Annotated in this window: 16 protein-coding genes; 13 read left to right on the forward strand and 3 right to left on the reverse strand. The window is 60.8% G+C overall.

All coding sequences use genetic code 11. From position 1 onward, the window contains the following. The first annotated feature begins 36 nt into the window (after positions 1–36). Positions 37–1,740, forward strand: coding sequence for a methyl-accepting chemotaxis protein (locus PSV26_RS18360; protein ID WP_300572829.1), 1,704 nt, complete (start codon positions 37–39; stop codon positions 1,738–1,740). 91 nt (positions 1,741–1,831) lie between these two features. Continuing rightward, complete coding sequence (locus tag PSV26_RS18365; protein WP_300572832.1) at positions 1,832–3,073, forward strand: PAS domain-containing sensor histidine kinase; 1,242 nt, start codon at positions 1,832–1,834, stop codon at positions 3,071–3,073. Positions 3,074–3,232: 159 nt separating this feature from the next. Here PSV26_RS18365 and PSV26_RS18370 read toward each other — a convergent pair whose 3' ends face one another. The 3 genes from PSV26_RS18370 to flgA form a co-directional block, all read right to left on the reverse strand. Continuing rightward, positions 3,233–3,691, reverse strand: coding sequence for a flagella synthesis protein FlgN (locus PSV26_RS18370; RefSeq protein WP_300572835.1), 459 nt, complete (start codon positions 3,689–3,691; stop codon positions 3,233–3,235). Then, positions 3,688–3,984, reverse strand: a complete 297-nt coding sequence (gene flgM / locus PSV26_RS18375) for a flagellar biosynthesis anti-sigma factor FlgM (protein WP_300572838.1) — start codon at positions 3,982–3,984, stop codon at positions 3,688–3,690. The genes PSV26_RS18370 and flgM overlap by 4 nt, the downstream gene beginning before the upstream one ends. Positions 3,985–4,063: 79 nt before the next feature. Then, positions 4,064–4,762, reverse strand: a complete 699-nt coding sequence (gene flgA / locus PSV26_RS18380) for a flagellar basal body P-ring formation chaperone FlgA (protein WP_300512372.1) — start codon at positions 4,760–4,762, stop codon at positions 4,064–4,066. A gap of 352 nt (positions 4,763–5,114) precedes the next feature. Here flgA and flgB point away from each other — a divergent pair, with 352 nt between their 5' ends. The 11 genes from flgB to PSV26_RS18435 form a co-directional block, all read left to right on the forward strand. Then, the gene (gene flgB / locus PSV26_RS18385) at positions 5,115–5,513 is read left to right on the forward strand and encodes a flagellar basal body rod protein FlgB (RefSeq protein WP_300512371.1); all 399 of its coding nucleotides are present in this window, start codon (positions 5,115–5,117) and stop codon (positions 5,511–5,513) included. Between the two features lie 20 nt (positions 5,514–5,533). Further along, on the forward strand, positions 5,534–5,950 hold the full coding sequence (gene flgC / locus PSV26_RS18390) for a flagellar basal body rod protein FlgC (RefSeq protein WP_300512370.1): 417 nt from the start codon (positions 5,534–5,536) through the stop codon (positions 5,948–5,950). A 41-nt stretch (positions 5,951–5,991) separates the two neighbouring features. After that, positions 5,992–6,657: a flagellar hook assembly protein FlgD gene (locus PSV26_RS18395; protein ID WP_300512369.1), complete on the forward strand. Its 666-nt coding sequence runs from the start codon at positions 5,992–5,994 to the stop codon at positions 6,655–6,657. Between the two features lie 57 nt (positions 6,658–6,714). After that, complete coding sequence (flgE, locus tag PSV26_RS18400) at positions 6,715–7,980, forward strand: flagellar hook protein FlgE (protein ID WP_300572841.1); 1,266 nt, start codon at positions 6,715–6,717, stop codon at positions 7,978–7,980. Between the two features lie 66 nt (positions 7,981–8,046). After that, positions 8,047–8,790, forward strand: a complete 744-nt coding sequence (flgF, locus tag PSV26_RS18405; protein ID WP_300572843.1) for a flagellar basal-body rod protein FlgF — start codon at positions 8,047–8,049, stop codon at positions 8,788–8,790. Between the two features lie 70 nt (positions 8,791–8,860). Continuing rightward, entirely contained in the window at positions 8,861–9,643 is a 783-nt protein-coding gene (gene flgG / locus PSV26_RS18410) for a flagellar basal-body rod protein FlgG (protein ID WP_300512366.1), read from the forward strand. Next, the gene (locus PSV26_RS18415) at positions 9,643–10,341 is read left to right on the forward strand and encodes a flagellar basal body L-ring protein FlgH (protein ID WP_300512365.1); all 699 of its coding nucleotides are present in this window, start codon (positions 9,643–9,645) and stop codon (positions 10,339–10,341) included. Before flgG ends, PSV26_RS18415 begins: the two co-directional genes overlap by 1 nt. A 2-nt stretch (positions 10,342–10,343) precedes the next feature. After that, positions 10,344–11,492, forward strand: a complete 1,149-nt coding sequence (locus PSV26_RS18420; RefSeq protein WP_300512363.1) for a flagellar basal body P-ring protein FlgI — start codon at positions 10,344–10,346, stop codon at positions 11,490–11,492. Between the two features lie 7 nt (positions 11,493–11,499). Continuing rightward, positions 11,500–12,477, forward strand: coding sequence for a flagellar assembly peptidoglycan hydrolase FlgJ (flgJ, locus tag PSV26_RS18425; protein WP_300512362.1), 978 nt, complete (start codon positions 11,500–11,502; stop codon positions 12,475–12,477). 171 nt (positions 12,478–12,648) lie between these two features. After that, complete coding sequence (locus PSV26_RS18430; protein ID WP_300572846.1) at positions 12,649–13,170, forward strand: chemotaxis protein CheW; 522 nt, start codon at positions 12,649–12,651, stop codon at positions 13,168–13,170. Between the two features lie 17 nt (positions 13,171–13,187). Next, positions 13,188–14,103 (forward strand): methyl-accepting chemotaxis protein (locus tag PSV26_RS18435; RefSeq protein WP_300572849.1); only part of this gene is annotated, 916 nt, incomplete at its 3' end.

The raw sequence follows: 14,103 nt of genomic DNA on the forward strand, positions 1-14,103 counted from the left end.
AGAACGCACATGTCAAAGCTGCAAAGCCACACATCCATGAGCATTGCAAAAAAAATGGGTCTGTTTACAGCCAGCGCCATCCTTGGTATCTTCGCGTTGACCGCCCTGTTTCTGGTGTCGGAGCGAAAACTGATCATGGAGGAGCGGCAAAACAACGTGCGGCAGGTGGTGGAAGCCTCCCATGGACTGCTGACCTACTATCACGCCCTGGCGACCAAGGGGGCGCTCACCGAACTGCAGGCGCAGCAGCAGTCGATGCAGGCAATCAGGGGCTTGCGGTACAGCGGATCGGAATATTTCTGGATCAACGATATGCAACCGCGCATGCTGATGCATCCGATCAATTCGGCGCTGGAGGGAAAAGATTTGTCGGAGAACAAGGATCCGACCGGCAAGCACTTGTTTGTTGAATTCGTCAACACGGTCAAAAAAAGTGGGGCGGGATTCGTTTCCTATATGTGGGCCAAACCGGGCAGCGAAAAACCGGTGCCCAAAGTGTCTTATGTGCAGGGGTTTGCGCCATGGGGCTGGATCATCGGTTCCGGTGTGTATGTGGATACGGTTGAAGCCACCATTGTGAACCGGCTGATCTCTTTTTCGATCGGTGCGCTGATACTTGCCGTCATCCTGTTTGTCATCGGCCTGATGATTTCACGCGGCCTGCTCAAACAGCTGGGCGGCGAACCCGACTATGCGGTCAGCATTACGCGCCGTATTGCAGAAGGCGATCTGGCCGTCTCAGTCGACGTGAAAGACTCCGACCAGTCGAGCCTGCTGTATGCCATGAAGGGTATGCGCGACAGCCTGGCCAAAGTGGTCGGCGAAGTCCGCAGCGGCACCGACACCATCGCCACCGCCTCCAGCCAGATCGCCGCCGGCAACCACGACCTGTCATCCCGCACCGAAGAGCAAGCCAGCTCCCTGGAAGAAACCGCAGCCTCGATGGAAGAGCTGACCAGCACCGTCAAACAGAATGCCGACAACGCCCGCCAGGCCAACCAGCTGGCCGTCACCGCCTCCAGCGTGGCCGTCAAGGGCGGCAGCGTGGTCGCCGAGGTGGTCGGCACCATGGGCGCCATCAATGCTTCTTCCAGAAAGATCGTCGACATCATCGGCGTGATCGACGGCATTGCCTTCCAGACCAACATCCTGGCCCTGAACGCCGCCGTTGAAGCGGCCCGGGCCGGCGAGCAGGGAAGAGGTTTTGCCGTGGTGGCCGCAGAAGTCCGAAACCTGGCCCAGAGAAGTGCGGCAGCGGCCAAGGAAATCAAGACCCTGATCGGCGACTCCGTCGACAAGGTCGAGGAAGGCAGCAAACAGGTGGCCGAGGCCGGCAAGACCATGGACGAGATTGTGGACAGCGTCAAACGCGTGACCGACATCATGGCCGAGATCACGGCGGCCAGCCAGGAGCAGACGGCGGGAATAGAGCAGATCAACCAGGCGATCACGCAGATGGACCAGGTGACGCAGCAAAACGCTGCGCTGGTGGAAGAAGCCGCTGCTGCAGCGTCCTCGCTGCAGGAGCAGGCCAGCGGGCTCAGCCAGGTGGTCAGTGTGTTCAGGCTGGAAGGTGAGCAGGTGCAGCACCAGCATCACCAAGCGCCCGCCCGTCCAGCGAGTCCCAAGGCCAGGCCCATGCAGCCGCCACCGGCCAAACGCGCCATTGCGGCGCCGCGCCGGCCCGCCGCTCCTGGTGGTGAACTGGCCGCGGCCGGGGGCAGTTGGGAACAATTTTGAAAATGGTGATGAAGGGTGTTCCGGTCTGCAGGTGTGTTGCCACTTTGTTGGCTGATACATCGACTTGGCATCAAACCGCATAGGAGTTTTCATGCCCGCGAGAAACCTGCGCCAGGAACGAAACGAACTGCCCCTGGACGCTCGTTCTCGGCCGGTGATCCAAGATGGACGCAAGGCCCTGTTTGTGCTGGCGCAGGTTCAATCTGCGCAGCAGGGAATCGGTGCTCCTCCCGGGCCGCAGGCCGTTTCGGCTGCGCCTGTTGCCACCCTGCCGCTGCAGGACAGCTTGTTCCGGACGTTGACTGAGGAGGCGCCCCAGGTGATCTGGTACGCCAATGCGCGAGGCGGCTTGGTCTATGCCAACCGCAAGTGGTACGCCCTCGTCGGCGGCAAGCCCGAAGACTGGATGGGCAGCAAGTGGCTTCAGGCTGTGCATCCGCAGGACCGGGAAGACCTGCTGGAGGCATGGCAGCGCTCACTTCGAAAGCGCGAGAATTATTCCGGCGTGCGGCGAATCCTGTCACGGGACGGGAGTTACCACACGATGTCGTACAAGGCCAGGCCGGTACTCAGTGAAAAGGGCGAGGTGGCCTTCTGGGTAGGCATCGATACGGACATCAGCGAAATCAAGGCGACGGAGACCGCATTGCGTCTGTCCAATGAGGAACTGGCTGCGTTTTCCTATTCTGTATCTCATGATCTGCGTTCGCCGCTCAGTGCCATAGACGGCTTCAGCCGCCTGCTGGCCAGGCAGCTGGGCCCGCAGGCCAGCGACGTGGCGCGGCATTACCTCGCCAGGATCGAGGCGGGGGTAGGTCAGATGGGACGGCTGATCGAGGACCTTCTTTCTCTGGCCCAGGTCTCCCGCACCGACTTTCGCAACGAAATCGTTGATCTGAGCCAGCTCGCGACGCAGGTGCTTGAGCGGCATCTTGGAAGTCGCGATGAGCGAGAAGTGTCTGTGACCATCACCCCTGGCCTGAAGGCCCGGGGTGACGCCCGGCTGATTCGGGTGGTGCTGGAAAACCTGCTTGGAAACGCGTGGAAATTCACGTCGCAGCGGGTCTCCACCATCATTTCCGTCGGCCAGCTCGCCGATGCCGAGGGAGAGCCCATCTTTTTTGTGCGCGACAATGGCGCCGGATTCGACATGGCATATGCCGACAAGCTGTTCAAGACTTTCCAGCGCCTGCATTCAAGCACAGAGTTCCCGGGGACTGGTGTGGGACTGGCGACGGTGCACCGCATCGTGACCCGGCACGGCGGTGAAGTCTGGGCAGATGCAGAGCCCGAAAAAGGCGCCACGTTTTTCTTCACGCTGCCCAACCAGTAAGCACTACGCCGTACGACGCGGGCCCCGGCCATCCAGGCGGCAGGCGTGATCGCTGGCGTTGCCGCATGGGGAGCCAAGCTTGTCCAAGGTGGTGAATGGGCGCCGCAGCGCTTGGGCAGGGCGGGCTGAAAATGCCCGCGCGGTCAGGACGGGTCTGTCTCAGCCGACTGCAAACCGGCTGCCGCTGCTGGAGCCTGCCTTGTGCGTGCCATCCGGCCCATACAGAGGCTGGCCACTGGCTTTCAGGAAGTTGATGGACTGACGTGTGTAGTCCAGATGGGTGTGGATCATCACCCCATTTCGGTGATTGAACTCATGGGCTTGCGCTGCGCGCGCCAGCAAATTGCTCCATGCCGTTTGGAGGGCTTCTCCCCCGGCCATTGCAGCTGCATCGCAGCCATTGCGTCCCGGGGCGTAGCCCAGCGCCTGCTGTTCCGTCTCACGCTGGCGGCCGATCAGGGCGATCTGGTCGGCCAGTTGGGACTTGCGCTCGGAAAGACCGGACAGGCGTTTGAATTCGCCATGGGTCATGGCGTCCGATTCCTGGGCGAGCAATTCGAGAAATTCGCCGATGGCGGCGTGTTCGCGGACGAGAAGGTCGACCAGCGGTGAACTCATGGTGCTTTTTCTCCCAAGAGATCACGCACCGACCGGAGCAGGCCGTCGGCTATTTTGGCGGTGTCGACATGGTAGCGGCCGGCACTGATGTCTTCGCGGATTTTGCCCACGCGGGCCGCGTCGAAGTCTCCGTTCGTCGAGGGCAGCAAGGGCGTCGCTGCGACCGCACGGGTCTGGGCGGCCTCTGCCGGCATGCCTGGCACCGCGCGGTTTGGCTTGACGCCTTCCCTTGCGGGCACAGCCGCGGAATCGGCTGCATTTTTCAGGAAAGTGACGTTTTGATTGATTTTCATGATGTTTTCCTCAGGGGATCTCACCGGTATAACGGCAAGTCATCCCGAAACTTGAGGGAATGACTGCAATTTAACAGGATCAATTGGTTCGTTCCACCATTCCGTCCGGGCCGACGATGCCGCTGATCAGTGTGCCGCCCTGCATTTTGACCTGAATCAGGGTGCCCACGGCCGCACTGGTCATGGCTTTTCCCTCGGCACTCACCACAAAGCCTGCTCCCTGGGTGCGCACGCGAATGGTCTGTCCCCTTTGCACTGTCACGGCATCTCGCAGCAATTCCCGCCGCAGCGGTGAACCCGATGCGATCTGGTTCAGGGCGGTCGCGCCGTTGAATTGCGACGGGTCGACGATCACGCTTCGGGGAAGGGTGGTGAGGTCACCTTCGCGTGCAGTGGCATCGGTGAGTGTCAAGGCCTGGCCCGCAAGGATGGGTCGAGCGGCGACATAGTAGACGGACCGGACCGCGATGTAGACCGGTACAAAGCGGGTCCATGGTTGATCCGAATGGCATCGCACCCCGACCGACATGCGTCCCCACAAGCGGGCGCCACCAGGCAGGAAGGGCTCCGGTGATTCACACGCCGGCAGTGCACCGGAAATCGGCGTATCGATGGTGATGCCAACCTTGCCTGGCAGGCCGGCTGCCTGGCGCAACAGGAATTGCTCAATCACGGGGCGTGCACTGCCTGACAGGGGCACTGGCTGCGACGTTGCGTTGCGGGCCTGAAGAGGCAGGCTGGCAAGGGCCGCAAGTCCAAGCGCCAAAAATTTGTACATGGGCATCTTCATGAAATCCCTCGCTGGAGTGGCGGCTGTGACTGGGGCAGGCAGGTATCAATGGACACCCGCGCGCTCCGCGGCCGGGTAGTTGCTGAAATTTTAGGAGCCTGGGCGGCGAGGCCAAGGGCTGAACTGCGCTGCAATCCGGATGCTGTTTGTCCGATTGAAATCCGTTGTCCCGGCATGCAATTCATGAAAGCGGAATGTCGGTCGCCGACGCTGCAGCAAGAGTTGAATTGAACCTTGAAACGCCGTCTGTTCAGATGATTGCGCAAGCAGGGGCTCCCTACAATTATTTTCATCGAAGCCGGCTTTGCCATGAGGTGCGTCACTTGAAACGAGGAAGAAAATGATCGACAAACTGGATTCAGCACTGCGCTTTCATCAGGAGGCGCTCAGCCTGCGGGCGCGGCGGCAGGAGGTGCTGTCGTCCAATATCGCGAACGCCGACACGCCCAATTTCAAGGCGCGTGATTTCGACTTCGGCAGCAAGCTGACGGAGGCTGTTGAACGCGGCAGGCAGTCCATGTCCATGTCCGCCACGTCGTCCCGTCATCTGTCCGGTGAAGCGCATGTGGCAAGCGAAAGCGACTTGATGTACCGCACGCCCTATCAGACAAGCCTCGATGGAAACACCGTCGAGATGGACGTTGAGAGGGTCAATTTTGCCGACAACGCCATGCGTTATGAAGCCAACCTGACCATCCTCGGTTCCAAAATCAAATCGCTGTTGTCAGCGGTTCAGTAATAGCCAGGCGGAGCCCGTTCATGCCGTTTTCAAATCGCTCGCTCAGCATCTTCGATATCGCCGGCTCGGCCATGACTGCCCAATCGCAGCGCATGAACACCACTGCCAGCAACATGGCCAACGCGGACAGCGTTGCAGGACCGGATGGCCAGCCTTACCGTGCGCGTCAGGTTGTGTTCGAAGTGTCGCCCGGGGCTGGCCAGGGCATAGGCGGTGTCAAGGTGGCGCGCGTCATCGAAGATCCTTCGCCGTTGCGTATGGTGCATGACCCCAAGAATCCGCATGCCAACGCCGAAGGCTACGTGGCCATGCCAAACGTCAACGTGGTCGAGGAAATGGTCAACATGATCTCGGCTTCGCGTTCCTACCAGGCCAATGTCGAGGTTCTCAATACTGCCAAGACATTGATGCTTAAAACATTGACGGTAGGTCAGTAAGGCCGTCGGCAACTGCCATTCCCATTTTCGGAGAATTTCATATGACTGCTTCTGCAATCACCTCAGCTGACGGCGCCAGCGCGGCCGGCGCACTGTCATCAAAGACTGTTTCCAGCGCCGATGGAGAGCAGCGCTTTCTCAAGCTGCTTGTCACGCAGCTGAACAACCAGGACCCCCTGAATCCCCTGGACAACGCCGAGCTGACCTCGCAGTTGGCGCAGATGAGCACGGTCAGCGGAATTGAAAAGCTCAATACGGCCTTCCAGTCCCTGCTGGCTCAAAGCGGCTCAAGCCAGGTCCTGCAGTCGGCCTCCCTGATCGGTCGCGCAGTGCTCGTGCCCGGAAACGGACTGGCGCTCGAACAGGGCGCCGCTGTGCCGTTTGCCGTTGAGCTGCCGCAGGGTGCTGATTCGGTGAAAGTCACCGTCACCGACGTAGCCGGCAACACCGTTCGCAATTTCGATCTGGGTGCCTTGCCGCAAGGGGTCAAGACACTCTCCTGGGACGGCAAGTCAGATGGTGGGGTGCAGTTGGCAGATGGTGCCTACACCGTCAACGTGGCGGCGTACGCCGGGGATTCCAGGGTGACGGCGACTGCGCTGACCTATGCCGGCGTTGCCAGTGTGTCGCAGGGCGGCAATGGCGTTGCGCTGGACCTGGGGGCCGGTCGCAAGGCTGCGCTCAGTGAAGTCCGCCTGATTCTCTGAGTCTTACCGCCTGGCGGCAGTCTCGATTTACAAGTCAATTCAACAGAAGGAAATACCATGGGTTTCGCACAAGGTGTAAGCGCTCTGAATGCCTCCGCAGCCAATCTCGACGTCATCGGCAACAACATTGCCAATGCCGGAACGATAGGCTTCAAATCCGGAGGTGTGCAGTTTTCGGATGTATATGCAGGTTCGAAGATCGGTCTGGGTACCCAGGTAGCCAGCGTTGCGCAGAATTTCACGTCTGGCTCGGTGCAAACCAGTTCCCGCGCACTGGACGTCGCCATCAGTGATGGCGACGGATTTTTCCGGCTCGCGAGCCCGGAAGGGGAGATAGCCTATTCGCGCAACGGCCAGTTCGACATGGACAAGAATGGCTACATTGTCAACACGGCCGGCCTGCAGCTGACCGGTTATGCCGTGGGTGCCAACGGCAACCTTGCCGGCGGCACCCCGGCGCCCCTGCAAATGCCAACGGCCGCCATGGCACCGAAAGCGACCGGGTCCGTGACCGGGATCACTGCACAGTTCAATCTTGATTCGCGAAGCACCGCGCCGACGGCTGCATTCGACGCCACGGATTCAAGCACCTACAACTATGCCAATTCCGTGACGATTTATGACTCGCTGGGAAACCCGCATGAGTTGGCCACCTTCTTTGCAAAACAGACGGCTCCGGCCCTCAATACCTGGAATGTTCATGCGACCGTCGACGGGAGGCCGCTGGATAACGGTGGTGTTCTGCCAGCCGTGGCCAATGGGACGGCGATCGGCACCTTGACCTTTGACAGCAACGGCATTCTGGATACCGCCATCGTGGGTAACGGTGTTCTGGGTTTCAAGACGCCCGGCTTTACCCTGGGCAATGGTTCGGCGCCTATGACGTTCGATATGAACGTCGCGGGCACCACCCAGTTCGGCAACGCCAATGACGTCAGAAAGTTGACACAGGATGGTTATGCATCTGGCACGCTGACCTCCCTGGCCATTGAACAGAATGGGACCATCACAGGGAAATACAGCAACGAACAGTCCAATACGCTTGGGCAGATCGTCCTGTCTTCCTTTGTGAATCCGAACGGACTGCAGTCCAAGGGCGACAACGTCTGGGCCGAAACCGCTGCGTCAGGCCAGCCATTGACGGGCACACCGGGTGCCGGCACCAAGCTGGGCGCCCTGGTTTCGGGGGCACTGGAAGGCTCCAACGTGGATCTGACCTCCGAACTGGTCAACCTGATCATTGCCCAGCGCACCTACCAGGCCAATGCCCAGACCGTCAAAACGCAAGACCAGGTGATGCAGACCCTGATGAACATGCGTTGATGACCCCATGACCGTCGGCAAGGCGGTTTCTGGCGTCAACAAAATCAGGACAAGCAAGGAAGCAATATGGACCGGATGATCTATGTCGGCATGACGGGTGCCAAGCAGGCCATGGAGCATCAGGCTGCGGTGGCCAACAACATGGCCAACGTGTCAACGCCTGGATTCCGCGCGCAGATCAACAACTATCGTGCAGTTCCTGTCGTCGGCGACGAGATGGCAACCCGTGCCATGGTGGTTGCCACGACCCCTGGCGCCGATATGCGTTCCGGGCCGCTGATGCAAACAGGCCGTCCGCTGGACGTTGCCATCCGCGGCGATGGCTGGCTGACCGTCCAGACGCCGGACGGCGGCGAAGCTTACACCCGCGTCGGCAATCTCCAAGTGGGTGCCGACGGTCAATTGATGACCATGGATGCCAGGCCGGTGTTGGGCGAGGCTGGCCCGATGGTTGTGCCTCCGGGCTCGTCGCTGGTGGTGGCTGACGATGGCGTGGTGACAGCGCTGGGCGCCGGTGATCCGGCCGTGGGTGCAGCGGAAGTGGGGCGCCTGAAGCTGGTCAACCCGGCCGTCGATGCGCTGGTGCGTGGCGACGATGGCTTGTTCCGCATGCAAGCCGGCACGGCCGCCCCGCAGGCCGACCCCAGTGTGCGTTTGCTGTCCGGCACGCTGGAGGGAAGCAACGTCAATGCCGTGGAGGCCATGGTCGACATGATTGCTAATGCACGACGTTTTGAGATGCAAATGAAGACGCTGCAGACAGCTGAAAGCAACGACCAGCAGGCCAACAAGCTGCTGGGCAACGGCTGATTCGCCGTCCACCCCTTGTCGCCCGATCTGAATTGAACACGGCCCCGGCCATCCCCCAGGAGTTTTTCCCATGATTCGTTCCCTTTCCATTGCCAAAACAGGGCTTGACGCCCAGCAGATGCAGCTCGACGTTGTTGCCAATAACCTGGCCAACGTGGGCACCACCGGTTTCAAGCGCAGCCGCGCCGTGTTCGAGGACTTGATGTACCAGAACCTGCGCCAGACCGGTGGCCAGACCTCGGACCAGACGCGCATGCCTTCCGGCCTGCAATTGGGGACAGGCGTTCGTGTGGTAGCCACCGAACGCATTCATACACAAGGCAATCCAACGAAGACCGAGAACCCGAAAGATGTGGCCATCAATGGCGACGGCTTCTTTCAGGTGTTGATGCCGGACGGAACGACCGCTTACACGCGGGACGGTTCATTTCAGTCCGACCAGAGTGGACAGCTAGTCACCGCCAGCGGCTTTCCCGTGCAGCCGGCCATTACCCTGCCGCAGAACACCACCAGCATGACCATTGGCCGCGATGGCACGGTGTCGGTGACCCAGGCCGGCAGTTCGGCCAACGTACAGATCGGCCAGATCCAGCTGGCAACCTTTCTCAACGCCGCGGGTCTTCAAAGCAAGGGTGAAAACCTCTATGTGGCAACAGATGCCTCTGGCGGTGCCAACGAGACCGCGCCGGGCCAGAATGGCGCCGGCATCCTGAACCAGGGTTATGTGGAATCGTCGAACGTCAACGTCGTCGAGGAACTGGTCAACATGATCCAGACCCAGCGTGCGTATGAAATCAACAGCAAGGCTGTCCAGACCTCTGACCAGATGCTCGCGCGCCTGGCGCAGCTGTAATGCACGGGTTGCCTCAGAGCTGCGGGCGCACAGGCGGCTGGACATTGGTCGTCGCAGGGCTGCTGGGCGGCTGCGCGCAGATTCCACGCGAACCGCTGGTGCATCAGCCGATGAGTTCGCGTGCCGATGCGCAGGTGCGCCCCGCCGCGCCGGTCAATGGCGCGATCTACCGGACTGGTTTCGGCGCGCAGGCCCTGTTTGAAGACAGGCGGCCGCGTTACGTGGGCGACATCCTGACCATCCTGGTCAGCGAGAACGTCAATGCGAGCAAGAACTCGGCGGCCAATGCCAGCCGCAGCGGAAGTGCCAGCACCGAGCTGAGCCTGATCCCGAAAATCTTCAGCGGTCTGATCTCCAGCGCGCAGGATGCAACGGCAGGTGGAAAAAACATACTGAGTGCCAAGGGCGGAGCCAATGCCACCAACACCTTCAACGGCGTGATCACGGTCACGGTGGTTGAAGTTCTCCCCAATGGCAACCTGATTGTCAGCGGAGAAAAGCAGATGCTGATCAACCAGGGCACGGAATTCATCCGGTTCTCGGGTGTGGTCAATCCGCGTACCGTCAGCGCGAACAACACTGTCCCTTCCACCCAGGTCGCCGACGCGCGCATGGAATACAGCGCCAAAGGTTATATCGACGAAGCCCAGACCATGGGCTGGCTCCAGCGCATCTTCCTCAACGTGCTGCCGTTCTGATCATGAACACCACATCCACTTCGCGCCCGCCTCGGGGAATACGCACGGCGCTGACGTTCTGCCTGAAGCTTTGCCTGCTTCTGTCTGCCCTGGTCGGGCTGCCATCGCAGGCGGAACGCCTGAAGGATCTCGCGAGCATCCAGGGCGTACGCGACAACCCGCTGATCGGTTACGGCCTGATGGTCGGCCTCGATGGTAGCGGCGACCAGACCATGCAGACACCGTTCACCACGCAAAGCCTGAACAACATGCTGGGGCAGCTCGGCGTGACGGTGCCGCCGGGAACCAACATGCAGCTTAAAAATGTGGCTGCCGTGATGGTTACCGCATCCCTGCCGCCCTTTGTGCGGCCCGGGCAGACCATCGATATCACAGTGTCATCCCTGGGCAATGCAAAAAGCCTGCGCGGCGGAACCTTGTTAATGACACCACTGAAGGGCTCGGACGGTCAGGTCTATGCGCTCGCCCAGGGAAACATGGTGATAGGCGGGGCCGGCGCCTCGGCCAATGGCAGCCAGGTCAAGATCAACCAGCTCAGCTCCGGCCGGATTCCGGCAGGTGCCATTGTGGAGCGGGCTGTGGAGTCGCCGCTCGGTGGGGACGGAACCGTGATGCTTGAGTTGACGACCAGCGATTTCGGCACGGCGCAGAAAGCGGTGGACGCCATCAACCGTAGTTTTGGTCCCGGGACGGCCCAGGCGCTTGACGCCCGGGTAATCCAGGTCAACGCCCCCCCCCGATCTGAAGACCGCGTCGGGTTCCTTGCCCGCATCGAGAACATTGATGTTGCGCCATCACAGGCGATCGCCAAAGTGGTCATCAATGCGCGAACCGGCTCGGTCGTGATGAACCAGTCAGTCCGGATCAATGACTGCGCGGTGGCGCACGGCAATCTGTCAGTGGTGATCAATACCGAGCCGGTCGTCAGCCAGCCCGGGCCCCTGTCGGGCGGCAATACGGTGGCGACCCAGCGCTCGCAGGTCGAAGTCACCCAGGCGGGTGGCGCACTGCAGATCGTGCGTGGCGGGGCCTCGCTGGCAGAAGTCATCAAGGGGCTCAACACGCTGGGCGCCAATCCGCAGGATCTGGTGTCCATACTGCAGGCCATGAAGGCCGTAGGCGCCCTGCGCGCCGAACTCGAGATTATCTGAGGGCGACATGAACAGCGCCGGTTTTGCCAACCTCAACAGCATGAATGCCCCTGCTGCGGGCGTGCTCGACCAGCGTTTGTCGCTGGATGTGCAGGGTGTCGATGTCTTGCGGCGCACGGTGCGCAGTTCACCGCAGGAAGGCATGAAACAGGCCTCCAAGCAGTTTGAAGTGATGTTCATGCAGATGGTGCTCAAGAGCATGCGCGAAGCCACGCCGTCAGAAGGCATGTTTGGCAGCCAGCAGGAAAAGATGTACACATCGATGCTGGATCAGCAACTGGCACAGAACCTGTCCGGCCGGGGTCTGGGTCTGGCCGAGGCCATGTTTGCCCAGCTCAACCGGACTGTCGGCGGGACCGATGTGCCGACCGCCGCATTGCCCGCCGACAAGCAGCCCGGTATGTCTGGCGCCGCGGTGTCCAGGGTACCGCAGCCTGTTGCTTCTGTTGCCGCACCAGCCGTGCGGACACCGGACCTCTCGCTGTACGAGACCGCCACGGCGCAGGCGACCCTGAGCAGGAGTGCCCTGCCGCAAGCGCACGTTGAGCAATTTGTCTCACGCATGTTGCCTGCGGCGCAGCGTGCCAGCGACGCGACGGGTGTTCCGGCGCAACTGATCATGGCGCAGGCTGCGCTGGAGTCTGGCTGGGGACGCCGCGAGATCCGTGCGGAGGACGGCCAGACCAGTTACAACGTGTTCGGCATCAAGGCCGACAAGAGCTGGAGGGGGCCGGTGGTCGAAACCATGACCACCGAATACGTCAACGGCGTTGCGCAAAAGGGCCGGGCCAGCTTTCGGGCCTACGGCTCTTATGACGAAGCGTTTTCCGACTATGCGCGTTTCCTGGTGACGAACCCGCGTTACGCCAATGTGCTCTCCACGCAGGATCCGGCTGAAGCGGCGCATGGCCTGCAGCGTGCAGGTTATGCGACTGATCCCCAATACGGCGGGAAGCTGGTCCGCATCATGAGGCAGATGTCCTGAGACCGCGAATGGCCCGGGTGAGTACCGTTGAACGAGACAGCAGGCATGTGGCCTTTTGTTTTTGAATACTAAAGTTTTTTCTTGTTGTGGTCGTTAATACAAATAGCCGCTTTAGTTGTCACTATTTTGAAGCGCTTACGGAAGCGCTGCCCACCTGATTGAGGAGCACTCATGCAAGCAAGCACCAGCCAGGCCGGAGTCACGGCCGTCCCAGCCACGCCGTCCGGAGGCCTGGCGGCCCAGCCACTGGAGTTTCTGGCGTTCACGCTGGGCCAGGAAGAGTACGGGGTGGACATCCAGAAGGTGCAGGAGCTGCGCGGCTATGACGCGGTCACGCGCATTGCCAATGCGCCCGAGCACACCAAGGGGGTGGTCAACCTGCGCGGGATCATCGTGCCCATCATCGACATGCGCATCAAGTTCAACCTGGGAACGCCCACCTACGACCAGTTCACGGTCGTGATCATCCTCAACATTGCCAGTCGCGTGATGGGCATGGTGGTTGACAGCGTGTCGGACGTGATCACGCTGAGCCCGGAGCAGGTCAAGCCGGCGCCGGAGATGGGGGCGGTGCTCGATGCCGACTACCTGATCGGGCTGGGCACGCTTGATGACCGCATGCTGATTCTGGTTGACATTGACAAACTGATGACCAGTGCCGAGATAGGGCTGATGGCCGAGACCGCATCTTAAGTAACAAGGTAGCTATCATGAATAATTTCAAAATTTCTACTCGTCTGATCCTCTTGATTGGCATCCTGTCTGTCTTACTGCTTGCCATTGGCAGCGTGGGCCTGTTTGGCATCAACCAGTCCAACGAGGCGCTGAAGACGGTGTACGAAGACCGCCTGGTACCCGCGGGGCAGGTCGCCGAAATCCAGAAAGACTTGTTGGAAAACCGGCTGCTCGTGGCGGTTTCGTTGGTCACGCCCACCCCCGATATCATTGCCAAAAACACCGACCAGGTTGAGGCCAACATCGCTGCCATCGGCAAGGTCTGGGAGGCCTACATGGCCACTTCGCTGACCACCGAGGAGGCCAAGCTCGCCAAGGCCTTTGCCGAAGATCGCGCGAAGTTCGTACAGCAGGGCCTCCGGCCGGTCGTAGCCGCCTTGCGTGCCAACGACATCAAGGAGGCCAGCCGCCTGATGACAGAGGTGGTTCGACCGCTGTATGTGCCAGTGGGCGCAGACATCGAGGCGCTGATGAAGTTGCAGCTCGATGTGGCCAAAAGCGAGTACGACAACGCGCTTGCCCGTTATGCCACGATACGCATCGGCGCCATCAGCGCTATCGTGGCCGGCGTGCTGTTCGCCTTTGTCTTTGGCATGACCTTGGTACGCGGTATCTCGCGTTCGCTGACCCAGGCCGGGGAAGCGGCCAACGCCGTGGCGCAGGGTGACCTGACCCACACCATCCTGGTCGACGGCAAGGACGAAGTGGCCCAGCTGCTCACTTCCCTGTCCGCCATGAAAGACAGTCTCGTCAATATTGTGGGTCAGGTCCGCAGCGGCACCGACACCATAGCCACCGCCTCCAGCCAGATCGCCGCCGGCAACCACGACCTGTCCTCCCGCACCGAAGAGCAAGCCAGCTCCCTGGAAGAAACCGCAGCCTCGATGGAAG

Origin of the sequence: Polaromonas sp., assembly GCF_029945685.1 — a bacterium.
In the GTDB taxonomy this organism is placed as follows: Bacteria; Pseudomonadota; Gammaproteobacteria; order Burkholderiales; family Burkholderiaceae_C; genus Polaromonas.

What these genes read in the sequence shown, in the direction of transcription:
- flgJ (WP_300512362.1), top strand. Translation starts at nt 11,500, where the DNA reads ATGAACAGCGCCGGTTTTGCCAACCTCAACAGCATGAATGCCCCTGCT.
- flgC (WP_300512370.1), top strand. Translation starts at nt 5,534, where the DNA reads ATGCCGTTTTCAAATCGCTCGCTCAGCATCTTCGATATCGCCGGCTCG.
- PSV26_RS18365 (WP_300572832.1), top strand. Translation starts at nt 1,832, where the DNA reads ATGCCCGCGAGAAACCTGCGCCAGGAACGAAACGAACTGCCCCTGGAC.
- flgG (WP_300512366.1), top strand. Translation starts at nt 8,861, where the DNA reads ATGATTCGTTCCCTTTCCATTGCCAAAACAGGGCTTGACGCCCAGCAG.
- PSV26_RS18360 (WP_300572829.1), top strand. Translation starts at nt 37, where the DNA reads ATGAGCATTGCAAAAAAAATGGGTCTGTTTACAGCCAGCGCCATCCTT.
- flgF (WP_300572843.1), top strand. Translation starts at nt 8,047, where the DNA reads ATGGACCGGATGATCTATGTCGGCATGACGGGTGCCAAGCAGGCCATG.
- flgE (WP_300572841.1), top strand. Translation starts at nt 6,715, where the DNA reads ATGGGTTTCGCACAAGGTGTAAGCGCTCTGAATGCCTCCGCAGCCAAT.
- PSV26_RS18370 (WP_300572835.1), bottom strand. Translation starts at nt 3,691, where the DNA reads ATGAGTTCACCGCTGGTCGACCTTCTCGTCCGCGAACACGCCGCCATC.
- PSV26_RS18430 (WP_300572846.1), top strand. Translation starts at nt 12,649, where the DNA reads ATGCAAGCAAGCACCAGCCAGGCCGGAGTCACGGCCGTCCCAGCCACG.
- flgM (WP_300572838.1), bottom strand. Translation starts at nt 3,984, where the DNA reads ATGAAAATCAATCAAAACGTCACTTTCCTGAAAAATGCAGCCGATTCC.
- PSV26_RS18395 (WP_300512369.1), top strand. Translation starts at nt 5,992, where the DNA reads ATGACTGCTTCTGCAATCACCTCAGCTGACGGCGCCAGCGCGGCCGGC.
- flgB (WP_300512371.1), top strand. Translation starts at nt 5,115, where the DNA reads ATGATCGACAAACTGGATTCAGCACTGCGCTTTCATCAGGAGGCGCTC.
- PSV26_RS18415 (WP_300512365.1), top strand. Translation starts at nt 9,643, where the DNA reads ATGCACGGGTTGCCTCAGAGCTGCGGGCGCACAGGCGGCTGGACATTG.
- flgA (WP_300512372.1), bottom strand. Translation starts at nt 4,762, where the DNA reads ATGTACAAATTTTTGGCGCTTGGACTTGCGGCCCTTGCCAGCCTGCCT.
- PSV26_RS18420 (WP_300512363.1), top strand. Translation starts at nt 10,344, where the DNA reads ATGAACACCACATCCACTTCGCGCCCGCCTCGGGGAATACGCACGGCG.